14 protein-coding genes are annotated in these 19,635 nt (G+C 40.6%); 10 read left to right on the top strand and 4 right to left on the bottom strand.

The window, feature by feature from the left end:
* Nucleotides 1-40: 40 nt before the first annotated feature.
* From leuC to KSMBR1_RS13895, 4 genes are all read left to right on the top strand, one after another.
* Complete coding sequence (gene leuC, locus KSMBR1_RS13910; RefSeq protein ID WP_099325867.1) at nucleotides 41-1,333, top strand: 3-isopropylmalate dehydratase large subunit; 1,293 nt, start codon at nucleotides 41-43, stop codon at nucleotides 1,331-1,333.
* Between the two features lie 343 nt (nucleotides 1,334-1,676).
* Nucleotides 1,677-5,969: an acyl-CoA dehydratase activase gene (locus KSMBR1_RS13905; protein WP_230408082.1), complete on the top strand. Its 4,293-nt coding sequence runs from the start codon at nucleotides 1,677-1,679 to the stop codon at nucleotides 5,967-5,969.
* A gap of 63 nt (nucleotides 5,970-6,032) precedes the next feature.
* Entirely contained in the window at nucleotides 6,033-6,521 is a 489-nt protein-coding gene (leuD, locus tag KSMBR1_RS13900; protein WP_099325866.1) for a 3-isopropylmalate dehydratase small subunit, read from the top strand.
* A gap of 230 nt (nucleotides 6,522-6,751) precedes the next feature.
* Nucleotides 6,752-7,939: an FprA family A-type flavoprotein gene (locus tag KSMBR1_RS13895; protein WP_099325865.1), complete on the top strand. Its 1,188-nt coding sequence runs from the start codon at nucleotides 6,752-6,754 to the stop codon at nucleotides 7,937-7,939.
* Between the two features lie 72 nt (nucleotides 7,940-8,011).
* Here KSMBR1_RS13895 and KSMBR1_RS13890 read toward each other — a convergent pair whose 3' ends face one another.
* The 4 genes from KSMBR1_RS13890 to KSMBR1_RS13875 all read right to left on the bottom strand — a co-directional run bounded on the left by KSMBR1_RS13890 (nucleotide 8,012) and on the right by KSMBR1_RS13875 (nucleotide 13,821).
* Nucleotides 8,012-8,527 (bottom strand): NUDIX hydrolase, encoded by a 516-nt coding sequence (locus tag KSMBR1_RS13890; RefSeq protein ID WP_164994636.1) that lies wholly within the window; start codon nucleotides 8,525-8,527, stop codon nucleotides 8,012-8,014.
* Nucleotides 8,528-8,759: 232 nt separating this feature from the next.
* Nucleotides 8,760-10,013 (bottom strand): type II secretion system F family protein, encoded by a 1,254-nt coding sequence (locus tag KSMBR1_RS13885; RefSeq protein ID WP_099325863.1) that lies wholly within the window; start codon nucleotides 10,011-10,013, stop codon nucleotides 8,760-8,762.
* Nucleotides 10,014-10,351: 338 nt separating this feature from the next.
* Nucleotides 10,352-12,100 (bottom strand): GspE/PulE family protein, encoded by a 1,749-nt coding sequence (locus KSMBR1_RS13880; protein ID WP_099325862.1) that lies wholly within the window; start codon nucleotides 12,098-12,100, stop codon nucleotides 10,352-10,354.
* A 5-nt stretch (nucleotides 12,101-12,105) separates the two neighbouring features.
* A complete protein-coding gene (locus KSMBR1_RS13875; protein WP_099325861.1) occupies nucleotides 12,106-13,821 on the bottom strand; it encodes a GspE/PulE family protein in 1,716 nt (571 codons plus the stop codon).
* 193 nt (nucleotides 13,822-14,014) lie between these two features.
* Here KSMBR1_RS13875 and cobT point away from each other — a divergent pair, with 193 nt between their 5' ends.
* The 6 genes from cobT (at nucleotide 14,015) to KSMBR1_RS13845 (ending at nucleotide 19,623) form a co-directional block, all read left to right on the top strand.
* A complete protein-coding gene (gene cobT, locus KSMBR1_RS13870; RefSeq protein ID WP_099325860.1) occupies nucleotides 14,015-15,073 on the top strand; it encodes a nicotinate-nucleotide--dimethylbenzimidazole phosphoribosyltransferase in 1,059 nt (352 codons plus the stop codon).
* A 299-nt stretch (nucleotides 15,074-15,372) separates the two neighbouring features.
* Nucleotides 15,373-16,128, top strand: a complete 756-nt coding sequence (gene cas6, locus KSMBR1_RS13865) for a CRISPR-associated endoribonuclease Cas6 (protein WP_157820620.1) — start codon at nucleotides 15,373-15,375, stop codon at nucleotides 16,126-16,128.
* A 3-nt stretch (nucleotides 16,129-16,131) separates the two neighbouring features.
* Nucleotides 16,132-18,099, top strand: a complete 1,968-nt coding sequence (locus tag KSMBR1_RS13860) for a hypothetical protein (RefSeq protein WP_099325858.1) — start codon at nucleotides 16,132-16,134, stop codon at nucleotides 18,097-18,099.
* A complete protein-coding gene (locus tag KSMBR1_RS13855) occupies nucleotides 18,096-19,076 on the top strand; it encodes a type I CRISPR-associated protein Cas7 (RefSeq protein WP_099325857.1) in 981 nt (326 codons plus the stop codon). The genes KSMBR1_RS13860 and KSMBR1_RS13855 overlap by 4 nt, the downstream gene beginning before the upstream one ends.
* Before the next feature lie 33 nt (nucleotides 19,077-19,109).
* Nucleotides 19,110-19,304: a hypothetical protein gene (locus KSMBR1_RS13850; protein WP_099325856.1), complete on the top strand. Its 195-nt coding sequence runs from the start codon at nucleotides 19,110-19,112 to the stop codon at nucleotides 19,302-19,304.
* On the top strand, nucleotides 19,291-19,623 hold the full coding sequence (locus KSMBR1_RS13845) for a type II toxin-antitoxin system PemK/MazF family toxin (protein ID WP_157820619.1): 333 nt from the start codon (nucleotides 19,291-19,293) through the stop codon (nucleotides 19,621-19,623). Before KSMBR1_RS13850 ends, KSMBR1_RS13845 begins: the two co-directional genes overlap by 14 nt.
* The last annotated feature ends 12 nt before the right edge of the window (nucleotides 19,624-19,635 follow it).

The raw sequence follows: 19,635 nt of genomic DNA, 5'->3' as shown, positions 1-19,635 counted from the left end.
GTGAGAAAAGACGGAAGTATTGCCATGCAGAGTACAATTTATGGGAATGACAATAACAGAGAAGATTATCGCTGCGCATTGTGGCGAGAGGGAAGTACGTCCGGGACAATTCGTTTATGCAAATGTAGATGTTTGCCTCGGAAACGATATAACCGCCCCAATTGCCATTGAGGAATTCGAAAAGGCGGGCATTAAAAAAGTTTTTGACCCCGAAAAAATTGTTTTAGTACCGGATCATTTCACGCCGAATAAGGATATTCAATCCGCCCAACAATCAAAATCACTCCGTGTATTTGCTGAAAAACACCATTTAAAACATTATTTTGAGATTGGACGCATGGGAATCGAACATGCCTTGCTCCCGGAGCAGGGCATTGTCGCCCCGGGAGAATTAGTAATTGGGGCAGACTCTCATACTTGTACCTATGGAGCGCTGGGGGCATTTTCAACCGGGATAGGCAGTACAGACCTGGCCGCATGTTTTGCAACAGGAAAGGTATGGCTTAAAGTGCCGGAATCGATTAAGTTCGTTTTTCATGGTAAGGCAAGAAACTGGACGTCGGGAAAGGATTTCATACTATATACCATCGGGAAAATTGGCGTTGACGGGGCGCTCTATAAAGCAATGGAGTTTACAGGGACCGCCATATCCGATTTACCAATGGATGACCGCTTTACCATATGCAACATGGCGATTGAAGCCGGGGCAAAAAGCGGAATTATTGCTCCCGATAAAATTACGGAAAATTATGTCGCCGGAAGAGTTAAAAGGGAATATGTGGCATATCATAGCGACCCCGACAGCCATTATTCAAAGGTATATGAATTCAACGCGGAGGAAATCGTTCCGCAAGTCGCCCTACCCAGTCTTCCAGAAAACACAAAATCCGTTTATGATGTCTGTGGAATTAAAATAGACCAGGTAGTTATTGGTTCATGCACTAACGGCAGGATATCAGATTTGCGGATAGCGGCAAAAATATTAAAAGGGAAAAAGGCACATCCTTCTCTCCGGTTGATTATAATTCCGGCTACTCAGGAAATATATAAACAGGCGTTAAAAGAAGGGCTTATTGAAATATTTATTGACGCAGAAGCAGTTGTCTCAACACCTACATGCGGCCCGTGCCTTGGCGGTCATATGGGAATACTGGCAGAAGGGGAAAGGGCACTTACCACTACAAACCGTAATTTTGTTGGCCGCATGGGACATCCAAAGAGCGAAATATATCTTTGTAGTCCTGCAGTGGCTGCTGCGTCTGCTATTACCGGCAAAATAACACCACCAAGTGAAATGCGGCCTGAATCTTGCACAAAAATACCTTCTATTTGACCATAGGCTTGCAAAACCGTTTAATATCCAGCATTAGTGATACTTCTCTCTATGATTTTCGGCTGCCCTATAGAAGCAGCATAAAACAAAGCATCTGTCTTAGCCGGTATTTGTAAGGGTTTCAAGCGATTGCCAGATTTTAAATATTTGCACACCTTACGGACTCACAAATTGTGATTTCTTAAAAGTTGCTGTTGTAGAACGAAGAAACTCTTCGCTCTACATTTCGTAATTTGTGAACCTGTAAGGTATAAATAACTGCAATTGTATGTGTTAAGATGAGTTCAAGAAATTATTTGCACGAAAAATATCATTTTTGGTGCAGGATTAAGGTAATAAATTGATGAAGGGAACAGATAAACGTATGTATCAAAAAAAATATATAGGCGTGGACATTGGTTCTGTCAGTATAAAAGCAGTTTTAATTAATGAAAGAAAAGAGATATTAGAAGATCATTACGTTCGTTCACACGGGCAGCCGGTCGAAACGTTCCTCCTGGTAATAAGAGATATGCTCAACAGGACACATATGGACGATATTGACGGCATTGCAATAACCGGGACCGGCGGGAAGTTAATAGCCGGATTAATGGATATCGCCTTTATAAATGAAGTTGTTGCGCATAGTAAGGCCGCGACAACGTTACACCCTGATGTCCGCACAATTATTGAAATTGGCGGAGAAGATTCCAAGCTAATGCTTATTGAACGTGACGAATCAACCGGCCAGACGAAAGTCTCTGATTTTTCAATGAATACAATGTGTGCAGCCGGCACCGGTTCATTTCTGGACCAACAGGCGGCAAGGCTTGGGGTCTCCATAGAAAAAGAATTTGGGGAACTTGCCTTAAAATCAAAAAACCCCCCGCGTATTGCCGGTCGCTGCAGTGTGTTTGCCAAAACAGATATGATACACTTACAGCAGGAAGGCACGCCGGTTTACGACATCGTCGCAGGGCTGTGCTATGCAATGGCAAGGAATTTTAAAAGTAACATCGGCAAGGGCAAGGAATTTGTAAAACCCATTGCTTTCCAGGGAGGTGTTGTTGCAAATTCCGGGATGGTTAAGGCATTTGAAGATATATTGGAATTAAAATCCGGAGAACTGGTTATTCCGCAGTATTACAAGGTAATGGGGGCGATTGGTTCGGTATTTACTCTGATAGATAAGGAAATAAAGTCGCCATTCCGTGGTCTGAAGGCAATAGAGGAATATTTTAAAAACCGCAGTTCAAAAGCATCAAATCTCGAACCTCTTCGTTCGGATAATTATAAAATTGTTGACCAGACGCATCATCTTGATGAAAACGGGAAAGTCGAGGCATATGTAGGTATCGATGTAGGTTCCATCAGTACGAATGTTGTGGTTATCGACAAACACAAAAACATCCTGGCAAGGCGTTATCTTATGACCGCCGGAAGGCCGCTTGAAGCGGTAAAACATGGCCTTTATGAGGTGGGACTGGAAATTGGCGACAGGGTTGTTATCAACGGGGCAGGGACGACAGGTTCGGGACGTTATTTAACGGGGGATTTTATCGGCGCCGATATCGCTAAAAACGAAATTACCGCCCATGCCACTGCTGCAGCAAGTGTAAATAAGGATGTCGATACGATCTTTGAAATCGGCGGACAGGATTCAAAATTTGTCCGGCTGGAAAATGGCGCTGTCGTGGATTTTGCCATGAACAAGGTATGTGCGGCAGGTACCGGTTCATTCCTGGAAGAACAGGCGGAAAAACTGAATGTAAATATAAAGAAAGAATTTAATGACCGCGCACTTTCATCATGCTGCCCGTCGCATCTTGGCGAGAGATGTACGGTATTTATGGAATCTGATTTAAATCATCATCAGCAGGGAGGTACCTCGAAGGAAGACCTGCTTGCCGGCTTGAGCTATTCCGTTGTACTCAATTTCATAAACAGGGTTGTTGAAGACCGCCCTATTGGAAACACCATTTTTTTCCAGGGAGGGGTAGCAGCAAACCGTGGAGTAAAATCTGCATTTGAAAAAGTAACCGGTAAAAAAGTAATTGTGCCTCCACACCATGATATTATGGGGGCAATCGGTTCCGCCATTATTGCAATGGAAGAGAAAACATGGGAGAAATCACGGTTTAGAGGATTTGATATCAGGCACAAACGATATGAACTCTCCTCTTTTGTTTGCAAAGATTGTTCAAATATTTGCGAAATAAGAAAGGTCAGCATCGAAGGAGAAGACCCCCTTCATTACGGAAGCCGGTGCGGAAAATTCGATGACGAAAGGACGTTAAAAAAGGGGAAGCATTTGCCAAGGCTTTTCAATGAAAGAAAACAGGCGCTATATAATACTTATCCAAAAAATAAACCCCAAAACCCCTTGGGGAAGAAAATAGGGATACCGCAGGTATCCACTTTTTATGATTTGTTTCCCATGTGGAAAGCGTTTTTTACCGAAATGGGTCTCGAGGTGATTACTTCCCGTGATACAAACAAGGACATTATTTATAATGGCGTTGAGGTTATTACGGCAGAAACATGCTTTCCCATAAAGGTCGCCCATGGGCATGTCATTGATATGCTGGAAAGGGAAATTGATTATTTATTTTTGCCCAGCGTTATAAATTTAACACACTCCAGTAAGAATATTACTCATTCATATGCCTGTCCCTATGTGCAATGTATACCATACCTCGTGCGTTCAGGCATCGATTTGGATAAACGCGGGTTCAAGACACTATCGCCCGTGATTCATTTCGAATATGGAATGGAATTTCTGGTAAAAACCCTCCATAAAATTGCGAAAAGCGTTGGAGTAACCGGAGGCGTTGTAGAAAAGGCAATCGAAACGGCACTTGAAGCGCAGAGCGCTTTCACTGAAAAATTAGAGGCACGCGGAAAAGAAATTTTAGATACTATTGCGGATGATGAAAAGGCTTTTATCCTGATTAGCAGATCGTACAATGGGTGCGATACGGGAATGAATCTTGGTCTTCCGGAAAAATTACGCGACCTGGGAATACTAGTTATACCTCTTGACTATTTGACGCTGGACATTGAAGAAGTTTCGCACGATTACCCTAATATGTACTGGAAAACAGGGCAAAGGTTTATTGCCGCCGCAAGGTTGATTGCAAAAGACAAGAGGCTCTATCCTTTATATATCACAAACTTTGGCTGCGGCCCTGATTCATTTATCTCCAAATTTTTCTATAAGGAGCTGGCTGGGAAACCATGCCTGACCATAGAAATAGATGAACACAGCGCTGATGTTGGCGCTATAACCCGTTGCGAGGCGTTTATTGATAGCCTTAAAAACGTTAAACCTGCAACAAAAACCAGGAGGCGGCAGGAAGATATCGCCACACGCCAAATTACCGGCGGAAAAAAGAGAACACTTTATGTTCCGCATATGTGTGATCATGGCAGAATGATCGCTGCCGCCATGAGGGCTAACGGGGTACCGGCAGAAGCGATGCCCATGGCAGACGAAAATTCTGTAGATATCGGAAGAAAGTATACTTCCGGAAAAGAGTGCTACCCCGCAATACTTACCACAGGGGATATTGTTAAAAAATCAATGTCGCCCGATTTTGATCCGGAAGCAAGCGCCTTCCTTATGGCAACGGCTTCAGGCCCTTGCAGATTCGGCCAGTACAATAAATTTCAACGCATGGTACTGGACGATCTAGGTCTTATGAATGTTCCTTTATATACACTGGATCAGGGAGAAAATTATGAGGAAGATACAAAAGGGCTGGGAACAGGATTCAGAAAACTTGCATGGAATGGTATTGTTTTTACCGATCTCATGCAGAAATTGCAAAGGGAAATAAGACCTTATGAGATAAATAAGGGAGAAACTGACGCCTTATATGAGAAGTACCTTAGAAAAGCAGAATCGGCCCTGGACAAAGGCATGAATCTGCTTGATATTGCAAGAGAAGCAAGGCACGAATTTACCAATATAAAGGTAGACAGGAGTAAGCCGAGGCCGTTGATTGGCATTATTGGCGAAAATTATGTGCGGCTCAATGATTTTGCAAACAATTTTCTCATCAAAAATATAGAACGGCTAAATGGAGAGGCCTTTAATCCTCCATTCGCAGAATGGATTAACTATATTGCACATTGTCGCAGGGAATCATGTCTTAACGAAAAAAATTATAAGGGATATTTGGGGGAATTCATATCTGCGATTGTACAGAGATATGATGCATATAAACTCACAAACATCTTTAAAGGCAAAATAAGGCATTTCTATAAGGACGCAACAATCAAAGAGCTTATAAGGAGAGGGAAAAAATACATCGACGACTCCTATAAAGGAGACCCTGTGCTGAGTATGGGGAAAGCAGTTGAATATGCCGAAGAGGGATTCGATGGTATTGTAAATATTATTCCTTTCCATTGTATGCCGGGGACAATAGTAAACGGGATACTTGAGCGATTTCAAAGGGAGAATGCCGGTATTCCCTGCCTGAAATTATCCTTTGACGGTCAGGAGCAAACAAACGAAGAAACACGGCTGGAAGCCTTTATGCACCAGGCCTATCAAAGAATGGAGTGCCGGTTGAATCAAAAAAAACAAGAGATAAAAAAATATCCGCCTGCATCGAAAACCGTTTCTGAGTCGTATGCAAAGGCAGGATGAAAAAATGGAGCTAAATGGTAAATGGCATCAGTAAACTTTTTCCGGATGAGAACAAAAAAATAAATGAAAAATAAATGTTGGAAGTTTGGCAATAATATTAATACCGATGAAATCATCCCGGCCCGGTATTTGAATACGACAGACCCAAATGAATTGGCAAAGCATTGCATGGAAGATGCCGACCCTGATTTCATAAAAAAGATAAAACAAGGAGATGTTATTGTAGCGGGAGAGAATTTTGGTTGCGGGTCTTCACGTGAACATGCACCGATCGCTATCAAAGCAGCAGGCATTTCCTGCGTCATCGCAAAATCATTCGCCAGAATATTTTTCAGAAATGCTATAAACATTGGTCTGCTTATTTTCGAGTGTCCTGAAGCTGCGGATAACATCAAAGAAGGAGATGAAATAGAGGTGGATTTGACAAAGAGCGAAATTTTTGACCATACCTTGAACAGGCGTTTTACCTTTGAACCATTTCCACACGAAATGCAGGAAATTATTCAATCGGGCGGGTTGATGAATTTTGTGAAAAATAAAATAGGGCAATAACACAAACAATCCTTAGCGCAGCCTTTAGCTGCAACCAAATTCGGAATACGAATATCAAAATACGAAGCAAATTCAAATGACAAAAAACCCAATACTCCAAACTTTACGTAAACTTCATTCCCGGCGAATTCAGGTTTTGCAACCCGCAGCAAGTATTTATAACTACCTCGGCGTTTTTATTTCAGAAAAAAACAACCCTGGCAGGGTTAACAGCTAATCTCTTATAATCAATGCAGACATTGCAACTTACAAATAGCGTTTATTGGACAGGCGTCTTACATGCCACCCTCAGGACTTTCGACGTTGTTTTTGAAACCCGGTTTGGCAGCACGTATAATTCCTATCTTATCATGGCGGATAAACCAACAATCATTGATGGCGTTCATGAAAAATTTACCCCTGAATATCTCAATAAACTGCAATCGTTAATACCACTTAAAGACATTTGCTATATTGTGGTAAATCACACGGAAATGGACCATACCGGATCGCTAGGACAGCTATTAAAACTAGCTAAAAATGCCCAGGTCTTATCAACAAAGACCGCCTCAATGTTTCTGAAAAACATTCTTAACTCTGAGTTTAACGGAAAAACGGTTGAGGACGGCGAATGCATTTCTCTGGGAAACAGACAATTACAGTTTATTCATGCCCCATTCTGGCATTGGCCGGATACCATGTTTACTTATTTGCATGACGATGCGATACTGTTTCCCTGTGATGGATTTGCCACCCATTTTTGCGATGAAAGGCTTTTTGATGACAGGGTGGATGAATTTTTTGAAGATTTCAGATATTATTTTGAGCACATAATGGGTCCCTTCAGAAAAAAAATACTTGAAGCGTTAGACAAAACAAATCAACTCGACATAAAAATGATTGCTCCCAGCCACGGCCCTATATTAAGAACAGACCCGCAAAAATACATAAAGGCATATAAAGAGTGGAGCACGCCACTCCCCCCCCGGAGCAAAAAACTCATCGTAATTTTATATGTATCTGTCTATGGGAATACAAAAAAAATGGCGGAGGCGATAGCAAAAGGCGCTTGTACGGTAAGCAGTGAAGCAAAGCTGTTGGATGTTGCCGCTATTTCTCCGGAACATGCACGGTTCGAAATAGAATCTGCCGATGGGTTGCTGTTTGGTTCGCCAACAATGAATGGAGATGCGGTAAAACACATGTGGGATATGATGAATATTTTATTTAGTCTTAACATTAAAGGCAGGAAATGTGCAACATTTGGCACGTATGGATGGAGCGGAGAAGCAGTTAAACTAATGGAAGACCGTTTAAGAGGCCTAAAGTTAAATGTTGTGCAACCTTCCCTAAAAGCTAATTTTATCCCTACAGAAGAAATTTTGAAAAAGTGTTCAATCTTCGGATATGATTTTGCCAAATCACTTACCAGCCCCTGAATCAGAGAGCCCCCTATCATAGCGTTTCACTTGTTGTCAATAAAATATACTTAACGTACTCACAAACGTGCTTTATTTAAAAACGTGAACCCCCGAAATCGTCATTAAAATACAGCACACCGTTTTTGCATCTTTGATCTCCCCCCTTTTTATCATTTCAGACGCTTCTTTTACTTTAATCGCAACAATCCCTTTGATTGATTCATCTGCCTGATGATTCGTTTTCGTTTTGATCAGGTTTGTTGCCTTATAAAGATGCATGGTTTCATTCAAAATACCGGGAGACGGATAAATGACCGACAAAGGGGTAAGAATGCCTGCTTTATACCCTGTTTCTTCTTCCAGTTCCCGGTTTGCACATTCAAAAAAAGTCTCGCCTTCATCAAGGGTACCGGCTGGTATTTCATATATCGTTTCGTTTACCGCATACCGGTATTGTTTAATTAACAGAATCTCATCGTTTGCAATAAAAGGAATGATGGCGGCAGAGCCGGGATGGTCAACTACCTCCCGCATCACCTTTCTTCCGTCATCAAGAGCAACTTCATCCTTCCTTACACTTATTCTTATTCCGGAGTAAACTATCACTATAGCACCTTTTATAAAACATGTTAAATTTCGTTTTTGTCCTGTCCAAAGCCAGAGCATTCCCGATTTTTTGTAACCGTTCATGGGATCGGTACAAAATAACCCCGAGGTTGTTTCCCTCGTCTCTCGCCTCTCGTGATTCAGTCCTCAGTTTTCAATCCCAATCCCAATCCCCAATCTGCAATTTGCCGATTGCCGACTGTAGTTTAAAATCTCTGATTTACTACAAATGTTACCCGCCGATACTCTGCATCAATTTTACGAGAGGCAGAAACATGGCGATTACAATAAACCCAACCGAACCACCCAAAAACACAATCATAATCGGTTCTATCAGGCTTACAAGCCCTTCAACAGCCCTGTCCACTTCATCGTCATAGTTGTCGGCAACCTTTGTAAGCATTTTTTCCAGCTCGCCAGTTTCCTCTCCTACCTCAACCATATTGACGACTATTTCATTGCAAATCTTTGATTCACGCAGCGGTTTTGCGATAGTTTCTCCGCTGCGGATACTATCATGAATATTTTGTATCGCCTGGGCAACAGCGGCATTTCCGGTGGTATCTTTCGAATTTATGAGCGAATCTAAAATAGGCACACCGCTTGATGTTAACGTCGCAAGGGTACGGGTAAACCGGGATACGGTAGATTTATTTATTATTGCCCCAAAAACCGGTATCTTAAATTTTGCCCGGTCAATGAGCAGCCTCACCTTCTTAATCATTCTTACGAGTTTGTAAAAAATAAAAGTTCCAACGGGCACGGCAGGCAAATACATCCAATTTGTCTTAAGAGCAGTGCTGAACTGAATCAGCATCCTGGTTGGGGCAGGCAGGTCTAATCCCAGTTCATCGAATATTTTCGCAAAATTGGGTACGACAAAGATCATAAGGCCTATAAGGATTGCCGCAGCAACCACGACCACCACAGAAGGATAAATCATAGCGGTTATTATTTTTCGGATAAGCCGTTCCATCTTTTCCCTGAAATCAGCCAGTCTCCTCAAAATGATATCCAATGAACCACTTATTTCACCAGCTTTGACAATATTTACGTATAGCTTGTCGAATACCCGCGGATGTCTTGCAAGCGCTCCCGAAAATGTGCTTCCGCCTTCAATATTTTCAATGACCTTCAGCACCGTTTTTTTCAGCATGCCTTTTTTAAGCTGTGCGGCAAGTATCTGCAAACTCCTGATTATGGGCAAACCCGCATCCTGTAATGTGGATAACTGACGCGTAAACAGCGTCAAATGCTTAGACTTTACTCCTCCAATAGATATATTTATCTCGCCAAATTTTTTCTTCTGCGTTTTCGCGGCATGTTGTTCCGCCGATTTTCCACGTACAGTTAATTCTTTTATGCCGGTAGGGAAATAGCCTAATCCGCGGATTTTAGAAATCGCCTCCTCCGATGATGCCGCTTCTATCCTCTCCTTTATCTTCTTTCCTGTACTGTTTACCGCATAATATTGAAAAATGGACATTACATAATCTCTCAATTTAATTTAAAGAAACAACCCCCCTAAGCGGGTGCATTCCTGATTTTTTGCGACTTCCGCCATGTTTTAATAAAACGTTACCGTAGTGTTAACCCTGACAGGGTTTGTAACCCTGTCAGGGTTGTTTCGTCCTGACCCCATGAAATGAATGTCGGAGGATAAGAAAACTTCATAATTCGAAATTCCTTGTTCGATATTCGTTTTTCATTAGCGTCTATTTGCGTGTATTCACGGTTAATAAAGGAACCGCCAATGACGCTAATAAACGCGAATATGTAAATTTCATTACACGGTTAAATTAATCCGTAATGTTAACTTAGCGCTTATGTGGAAATGGTTTCACGTACAACCTCTTCAACCGTTGTTTGCCCCTCAAAAATTGCTTTTAGTCCGTTTTCGCGCAATGTATTCATGCCGTTTTTTCTTGCAACATTCCTTATTACATTTGTACTTGCCTGTTCGGTAATTAAACCCCGTATTTCTTCATTGACAGGCATTATTTCATATATACCCATACGTCCCCTGTATCCGATTTTTCTGCAATCACTACACCCTCTCCCCCGGAAAAATCTTTTTCCCTCCGCTATGGCTTTTGTGAGATTCAACTCATTTAACAATTCATCGGAAGGCTCATATTCTTCTTTGCATGATGCACATATTTTCCTTACCAACCGCTGGCTGATGACACATTCCAGTGTTGAAGCAATCAAATAAGGTTTAACACCGATATCAATTAAACGCGTTATCGTAAGCGGGGCGTCGTTTGTGTGTAACGTACTAAAAACCAAATGACCCGTCAATGAAGCCTGTATGGCAATCCTGGCCGTTTCCTCATCCCTGATTTCACCAACAAGTATAATATCAGGATCCTGGCGCAAAATAGACCGCAGGCAACTTGCAAAGTCAACGCCTATCGACGGGTTTACCTGCACCTGAATAAGCCCGTCAACATCATATTCTACAGGATCTTCAGTGGTTATTATCTTAGTGGTTATTTCGTTCAAATAGTTTAATGCGGCGTACAATGTAGTCGTCTTGCCAGACCCCGTAGGGCCTGTAACGAGAATTATACCATTCGGGATATTCAGCAATTGATAGATATTTTTTAATTCTTCAGACCTGAACCCCAGCTTGTCCAAACTAAGTGATACCGCCGACTTATCGAGCAGTCGCATCACAATGCTTTCCCCGAATTTTGTCGGAAGCGTAGAAACACGCAAATCTATTGACGCGCCGCCAACATTCAGTTTTATCCTTCCATCCTGCGGCAGTCTTCTTTCCGAGATATCCATTCCCGCCATTACCTTTATCCTGGAATTAATAGGAATGCCAAGCTCTCTGGGTGGGGACACCCTTTCATACAATACGCCGTCTATCCGGTACCGTACCCGAAAGCTATCCTCAAAAGCCTCATAATGAATATCGCTTGCTTTATCCAGAACCGCATATAAAAACATAAGGCCTACCCATTTCTTCACCGGGGCGGTAGACGCCATTTTCTTTAGTTCTTCAATATCTATGTAATTCCCTGAAACAGATTGCGCATATGACTTATCCTCCTTAAACTCCAGTAGCAACTGCTCCACAGACTCATGTTTTTTGGGATAATATTTTTCCAGGGCGCGGGCTACGGAATCTTTGTGGCAAAGTACCGGTTTCACGTTGAGTTTCAGCACCAATCGTAAGTCATCCAATGTTTCAATTGCAAGGGCGTTCGCCTGGGCAATCGTAATAACCTGTTTCTCCTGTTCATAACTTATAGGGATAATTCTATACAATTGCGCAATGGCAGCGGGCACTAAATTAATCACATCTCCCGGCACTTCTCTATCTTCTATATTTACAATTTCCACTCCCAGGTATTCGCTCAACACCTGCATTATTTGCGGATCCGTCACATAGTTCATGCTAATAAGAATATCTCCCAGCAACCCCCCATTCTGCTTTTGCACTGCAAGGGCTTCCTGGATTTGATCTTCTGTGGCAAACCCATTTTCTTTCAGCAATTGCCCAAAGAGTCTTCTTTGTGCGTCGCTTTTTGCATCCGGTTTTGATTTACTTTTTGCCTGCATCGTTTTCACTCTTCCGTTCCGGTCACCCTGAATATCTCTTCCAGGGTGGTCCTGCCTTCTTTTGCCTTCCTGATGCCGTCCTCTTTCAGCGTGGTCATTCCCGCTGTTTTTGCCGCTTTTCTCATTTCATCGGTAGAAGCTGCGTTGTACGCCATATCGCGCATGGTCTCATTCATCTCCAAAAGTTCGTATATGCCGATCCTGCCTTTAAAACCAATATTATTGCACTTCTTGCACCCTTTTCCCTTATAGAAATAATATTCCGTAAACATGCCTGGATCGAAACCCATTTGCGTGATTTGTTCCGGCGTATAATGCGTCTGTTCCCTGCAATCGTGGCATATCGCCCTCACCAGCCGTTGCGCCATGATTCCCTGCAAAGAGGTCGAAACAAGAAACGGTTTAATGTTCATATCAATGAGCCTGGTAATGGCGGAGGGTGCATCGTTCGTATGAAGGGTGCTGAGGACAAGGTGTCCTGTCAGGGCGGAAGCAATTGCAATATCCGCAGTTTCTGTATCACGGATTTCCCCGACAAGTATAACATTTGGGTCCTGACGGAGCATAGTCCTTAAAATCTTTGGGAAAGTAAAACCGATTTTATCATGCACCTCGCTTTGATTAACGCCTTTTATTGTGTATTCAACGGGATCTTCCGCCGTAACAATTTTTACGCCCGTCTGGTTGAGTTCATTAATAATTGCGTAGAGCGTTGTCGTTTTCCCGCTGCCGGTAGGGCCTGTAATGAGAAATATACCGTTTGGCATTTTAATAATCGATTGAAAACGCTGAAAATCACTTGTGCAAAGTCCAAGATTTTTAATACACATCAGCGTTTGTGATTTTTCCAGTAAACGCATAACAATGCTTTCACCGTAAATGGAAGGTAGGCATGATACACGTATATCCATATCCTTCCCTGAAAGATAAAGGCTTATCCTTCCGTCCTGCGGCCTCCTTTTTTCAGAAATATCCATATCGGTAAGTATTTTTATGCGGGAAATAATTGAATCCTGAAGATTTTTTGGTAAGACTTCCGCCTCCTGGCATACGCCATCAATGCGATAACGGATGCGCAGCTTGCTTAAAAGCGGCTCAACATGGATATCGCTCGCACGTGCAACAATGGCTTTATTTATAATAAGCGAAACTAATTGTATAACAGGGCTGTCGTCTTCTGCGGATTTGGCTTCACTCCGATATGCCCCGCCAGATTCACTCTCCGTTTGAACTATGGTGACATCGCCCATCCTTATTTCTTTCAGCAACGAACCTACCATTTCAGTTGATTCATTATGACAGTTTTTGCGAAAGGCATATGCAATCTGTTCAGCGGTGGCAAGAATAAATTTAATATCCGAACCCAATATAAACCGTAAATTATCCATAAATCCAAGGTCGGGAGGCCGACTCGTTGCTATGGTTATCACGCCGCTTTTTTTTGATATGGGTAAAATACCGTTTTTTTTAATAATGTGCGTGGGCAGTAAATTAATTATTTCGTCAGGTATCTCCAGGTTCGCAAGATCAAGCACCGGCAAATCATAATGCCATGATAAACATTTAATTATCTCCTTATGGGTGGTATAGCCAAGCTCCACCAGTGCATCTTCCAGCCCAATTAGTTTTTTAGACTGTATTTCTTTCGCCTTTTTTAACTGGTCTTTATCTATTATCTTGTTGAGTAAGACCTGCTCTATTAAATGGGTAGAATTCTTCATGACAAATATGACTTGAATTTATTTACTGATATATATTAACATAGCGCAGCAATGCCGCATCAGATAAGATTTCAAACACAAAGCACACTGGGCAGGTAAATAAAAACCTTACAAAAAAGGCATTCTTCCGTGGCAATTCCATAAGTCTCACTATAAAAAAACTTACAACCGAATGCAACATATATACCCGCAAATGCCATATCTAAAACAAACTATCGAAAACATAGAAACCGTTCTAATTGACCCGCAGGGGCACATTAAGGCCAGGTTTGATACTCTTGCTATACCAAGGGGAAGTTTGGGAAGGCTGGAAGAACTGGCAACCATATATTATTCAATAAAAGGAAGCCTCTCTTGCGGAATAAGGCATAAAAAGATATTTACACTTGCAGGGGATCATGGTGTTATTGCGGAAGGGGTAAGCGCATTCCCTCAGCAAGTTACCCGCGAAATGGTACAAAATTTTATTCGTGAAGGGGCAGCTATCAACGTCCTGGCAAGGCAAACCGGTGCAAAGGTAATTGTGGTGGATTGCGGCGTCGCCTCAAACATTCCTCCTTCTCCGGGTCTCAAGATAAAAAAATGGAAACACGGCACAAATAATATGGCGTTGGGGCCGGCAATGTCCAGGGAAGACGCTGTTAAATCCATTGAAATGGGCATAGAACTCATCGAAGAAGAACTTCAGGACGGATTGGACATTATTGGACTGGGCGACATGGGGATTGCCAACACGACTCCCAGCAGCGCCATCTTTTCCGTTTTAGGGAATGTTGATGTTTCCGTGGCAACCGGACGCGGAACCGGACTAAATGATCAAGCGGTACAGAAAAAAATCGCTGTCATAGAGAAAGCAATCGCCATTAACCGTCCCGACCCGAATGACCCGATTGATGTCCTGGCAAAAGTGGGAGGCTACGAAATAGGCGGCATTGTCGGTTTGTGTCTTGGCGCTGCCCGCCATCGCATCCCCATCGTTCTCGACGGTTTTATTTCCACAGCAGGTGCAATAATTGCCAGTGCCTTAGAACCAAAGGCAGGCAATTATTTTATCGCATCCCATGTCTCCGGGGAACAAGGCCACAAACACATGTTAAAGTTTTTGGGAAAAGAACCATTATTGAATTTAAATATGCGCCTGGGAGAAGGAACAGGTGCAGCACTGGGAATCAATCTGATAGAAGCCGGCGTAAAATTATTAAATGAAATGGCAACCTTTCAGGATGCCAGTGTATCAGACCCTTATTCCTGATTGATGTTTGTTTTGCGATGATTTTCTAAAGGATTTTATAGTAATCATTTACTATGAAACATCCATGATCAGTTGCTCACAAAAGGGAATGAAAATAAACAATCCACAGATTAGTAAAAGATTAAAGAAGTAGGGTGGCGTATTCGGGGCATTCCCGATTTTTTGTGACTCATCTAATTCCCCTCTTGGGAAGGGTTAGGGGTGGATAAAAATGAATGCCGTTGGATTTTTGCATTTTAAAAACCCAACCTAATTTAAAGTGCGTACAATATAGGCTTCCATTACTTAGCTGGTGTTTTATGCGATTAAAAATATCCCTACTATCGGACAAAGAGATTATTTTACCAAAGGAGTTTAACGCTATAACCCAGGCATTGATCTACCGGCTTATCGACAGGGTACCTGCTCAATGGCTGCATGAAGGTGGTTTTAAGGTGGAAAACCGTTCCTTTAAGCTATTCACCTTTTCCTCCATTATTGAAAAAGGCAGGTATCAATCATCAAAGGAATTATTCATCTTTCCCCACATGGTTAGCTTTTACGTATCTTCCCCTGTCTTTTGGATTCTGGAACAGGTTGCAAAGAATACCGTTTTCAGTGAAAAGTTACTGTTTGGCAAGAATCTAATGAACATCTCATCGGTGGAGGTTATCAAGGATGAAGATATTAAGACAAATAAGATACGGGTCAATGCGCTAACACCCATAGAAACACATTCAACCTTATTAAAGGGGGATGGTACGAAAAAAACGTATTATTACTCTCCGACGGAATCTGAGTACAGCACATTAATAAATGAAAATCTCAGGAAAAAATGGTGTGCGTATCATAGAAAAGAATGTCCCTATAGCATTAAGACCGAACCTGTTCAAATGAAATATTGCAGGGAAAGGATAAGGTCTTTTAAGGATACCGTTATAAAGGGATGGACCGGCCATTTCTGGCTGGAAGGCGAGCCTGAGTTTCTGCAGTTTGCACTGGCGGCAGGATTGGGATCGAGGAACAGCGGAGGGTTTGGGTTTATTGAAAAGGTGAGGGAAAGAAAGGATATTTAAAGAATGCTGAAAGAAATTGTTGAGTTTTCAAAACAATTAGAGGATGCAGGAATTTATGCACTGGTGAATGAAGTAGAGAGGAAACTTGATAAACCTGTTATGGTTATACCGGTTAACGAGGATATGGCGACTATAAAACCTGATGATGCATATTTTGTTTTTAAAGATATTATTGAGAAAGATGCGGTTGAAAATGGGATTACTATAATAAAACAGTATGTTACCTTAGATGGAAAAAAGGGAAACGACATTTCATGGGAAATCAAAAATACTGGCGAACATCTATTAACCTTGAAGAAACTTTCTGATGCAAATATAGAATGGCAAGAGATTCTAAAATCGTTATCTCTTTACACAAAAAAACCTTCTGATGATCCTAAAGGTAATAAAAGTATAGGAAGCAACAAAGGCACAAATTCGTACAACCTGCTTATTTTTGAAGGCAAGTTTGATAGCGGCACATTAAGTACCGGGAGGTTTAAAGGTGATATTTTTAATTGCAAAGAAGGTTTTGCACAAAAACTTACAAATACATACAGAAAATCAAACATTCTGAAAGGTCTGCCGGAAGATTTAGATGACGAGTTGAAGGATAATTATATAAAGTTATTTGATTCTATTGGGTCGGACATCAACGTTACAAAGATATGGAATAAAATAGAAAATTTAAAAAATATTTTATCTGTTTTTGATGAAAAAAAGAATGAGTGGAAATTTCCAGGTAATTCAATGTTTGTAGTATTTAAGTTTCAGGAAAGCTTTTATGTAAATTATAAAAAATGGTATGAAAGGTATCTTTCAAAAAAAATATTTGCAGAAGATAAACCGGAAAGATATTCAAAAGGGAAATGTTCTATTTGTAACAGAGAACATGTAAGTATATATATACCAAATGCATTTCATAATCTTGACTCAGGAAAACCTTTCTTAAGACACTGTAATAGATATATTGATTACAACATTGAGGTATGTGAAACATGTTCGCTTGATATTTATAAATTTCAGGAATATTTCCTGAATAAGCTAAGCATTACTTTATTCCCCTTATTTATTGATACAAAAGAAAGAGCCGCGATTGTTAATCTTTTTAAAAACGAAGGCAGATTAGAGAAAAAAGGATTCAAAGAGATTATTCAGGAAGTATATAGAACCAGTTCAAATGAAGAACTGGACTTTTACTTGATTATATACAATCGTGGTGAGAACATACTCGCTTTTGACTATATTACCGGTTTTAAATTTAAGATGTACGGAGAAAACCTGTTCACCATTGAAGGTTTAATAAATAGATATTTTTTTACCTATCAGCTTGAAAAAAGTTACTTCGTAAAAGATGTGGATACAGGTTCACCCCATATGAATATCATAATACACAAATACAGACAGCCGCTTTTTGACTATTTTTATAGAGCAAAATATGCGGGGTTATCACAAAAGATTTTGGCTGATATCTATTTTGATTCTTTGAAAGCTAGACTTAAAGAGTTTTTTGATAAGAAAAAAGATAATACAAAAACCTATTATAGCCTTAAAGAAATGAGCGATGTTTATCTTGACTTAGACAATATCTTTAGCAAAAGGGAGACAAAAATGGAAACTGTAGAAAGGATTAAAAGGGAAGGAAAGATTACGGATAAAGAGAGTTTCGCTTATTATGCAGGACAAATTGCCTACTATCTTTTAAACCAGTCAAAATCCTCCGAGAAAACACATACCATGATCGAACCTTTCATAAATATGCAAAATTTTGCATTGCTTGCGGAAAGAATTGAGAGTTTATTTAAAGCATACAAACATGCTATTCCGCTTAATGTTAAAAAATTCAATGAAACGTTTTCTGAAATGTGGGGGTTTCTTTATGATAACAAAGAAGAGAAATTCACTAGGGATTTAAAAACACTTTTTTATGCCGGTTATTTCAATAGTAACGAAAATATTTTCTATGCCAAATCAAAGGAGGATAAAAAATGAGCGAGATAAAAGAAGAAACAAAGGTAAAAAAACAAGATAACGGCGAATTCAAGAATAGATGTTATGGAATTGTCCTGATAAAAAGTGAAAACAGCAACTTCAATGCGGATTTTACGGGCAATCCAAGGAGACTGCCTGATGAGAACGGGACTATCTACGCAACCGATAAGGCTCTGAAATATGCCATGAGAAAATACTGGGTAGATAACAAAGAGAATGTCTTTGTGTGGAAAACCTTTAAAGAAGATAACGGAAAGTATCTGCCAAATACCCTTGAAGAAAGATACAACAACATGAAAGCTAAACTAAATAAAAACACTCCCTTGGAAGTTTTTTCTGAATGTATCGATACAAAACTATTTGGAATAACTTTCGCTATGAAATCTGGTGTGGAAGAAGATAATAAGAACATATCTCTAACGGGACCGGTTCAGATAAGTTATGGCGTAAATAAGTACGAAGAAAACATTATCTTCGCAAACGACATACTCTCTCCATACGCGACAGATTCAGGAGACAAAAGCTCAACAATAGGCAACGAAAACAAAGCAAAGGAAGTTTGCTATGTGTATGATTTTGTTATAAACCCACAAAATATACTTAACCACTATGAAGATAATTCAGAAGTGCAAGAAAAGATGAAGATTAATACCACAGATATAGACAAGCTAAAAGAAGCCTTGAAGAATGCTGTGACAAACCTGAATACCGCATCAAAAATAGGGTCTGAAAACATCCTTACTCTGTTTATAAAAATGCTTGAAGACTCAAAGAAACAGATACCAACCTTAAAAAACTTTGTTAAGATATCAAAGGAAAAGGGTAAAACATCCGTTGATTTGTCTACAATTGCTGCAACCCTTGGAAAATACCGCGATGATATTGAAAATGTTGAATTGGTTTACGATAACGATATGATAACTGTTGAAGGCCGTGACAAAATTATTAAAAAGGATCAATCCAATAATACGCATTAATTTTATTTCAGCTTTATATTGGAGGTGAACTTTATGGCTATTACGGCAATACAGGGAGTTTGTCATGATGGGAAAATAGAACCATTGGAAAGAATTCCTTACAAAACAGACAAGAAGGTAATTATTATCTTTCTTGATGACGAAGAAGACAGGCTATGGGAAGATACTGTTGCCGGGGATTTTATGAAAGGATATTCCGAAAAGGATGCCGCATATGACAAACTATAATTTTGGCGAGATATTACTACTGAAATTTCCTTATAGCGATGGAAAAGGAGATGCGAAAAGACCAGTAGTTGTCTTAGCACAGACAGATTTAGAAGATATTGTGACCGCAAAAGTGACCAGTATGGAACAAAGAGGCGAATATGATATAGCAATAGATGCTTGGAAGGATGTGGGCTTGTTATACCCATCCGTTGTTAGAATAGATAAATTGGCAACCCTTTCAAAACAGAGAGTGGAAAAGAGATTTGGAACGCTGGTGGGCTCATATAAACCCGAAATAATATCCAGGATAAAACAATTATTTAAAATAGAGAAATAAAACGAATACCGG

It is taken from the genome of Candidatus Kuenenia stuttgartiensis (assembly GCF_900232105.1).
Classification (GTDB): domain Bacteria; phylum Planctomycetota; class Brocadiia; order Brocadiales; family Brocadiaceae; genus Kuenenia; species Kuenenia stuttgartiensis_A.
This window is presented reverse-complemented; position numbering and strand designations above follow the sequence as displayed.

Excerpts from the sequence above, each read along its gene's own strand:
- KSMBR1_RS13845 (WP_157820619.1), top strand. The coding sequence starts at position 19,291 with ATGACAAACTATAATTTTGGCGAGATATTACTACTGAAATTTCCTTAT.
- KSMBR1_RS13885 (WP_099325863.1), bottom strand. The coding sequence starts at position 10,013 with ATGTCCATTTTTCAATATTATGCGGTAAACAGTACAGGAAAGAAGATA.
- KSMBR1_RS13875 (WP_099325861.1), bottom strand. The coding sequence starts at position 13,821 with ATGAAGAATTCTACCCATTTAATAGAGCAGGTCTTACTCAACAAGATA.
- KSMBR1_RS13895 (WP_099325865.1), top strand. The coding sequence starts at position 6,752 with ATGCAGACATTGCAACTTACAAATAGCGTTTATTGGACAGGCGTCTTA.
- leuC (WP_099325867.1), top strand. The coding sequence starts at position 41 with ATGGGAATGACAATAACAGAGAAGATTATCGCTGCGCATTGTGGCGAG.
- cas6 (WP_157820620.1), top strand. The coding sequence starts at position 15,373 with ATGCGATTAAAAATATCCCTACTATCGGACAAAGAGATTATTTTACCA.
- KSMBR1_RS13860 (WP_099325858.1), top strand. The coding sequence starts at position 16,132 with ATGCTGAAAGAAATTGTTGAGTTTTCAAAACAATTAGAGGATGCAGGA.
- KSMBR1_RS13855 (WP_099325857.1), top strand. The coding sequence starts at position 18,096 with ATGAGCGAGATAAAAGAAGAAACAAAGGTAAAAAAACAAGATAACGGC.
- cobT (WP_099325860.1), top strand. The coding sequence starts at position 14,015 with ATGCCATATCTAAAACAAACTATCGAAAACATAGAAACCGTTCTAATT.
- KSMBR1_RS13880 (WP_099325862.1), bottom strand. The coding sequence starts at position 12,100 with ATGCAGGCAAAAAGTAAATCAAAACCGGATGCAAAAAGCGACGCACAA.
- KSMBR1_RS13850 (WP_099325856.1), top strand. The coding sequence starts at position 19,110 with ATGGCTATTACGGCAATACAGGGAGTTTGTCATGATGGGAAAATAGAA.
- leuD (WP_099325866.1), top strand. The coding sequence starts at position 6,033 with ATGAAAAATAAATGTTGGAAGTTTGGCAATAATATTAATACCGATGAA.
- KSMBR1_RS13905 (WP_230408082.1), top strand. The coding sequence starts at position 1,677 with ATGAAGGGAACAGATAAACGTATGTATCAAAAAAAATATATAGGCGTG.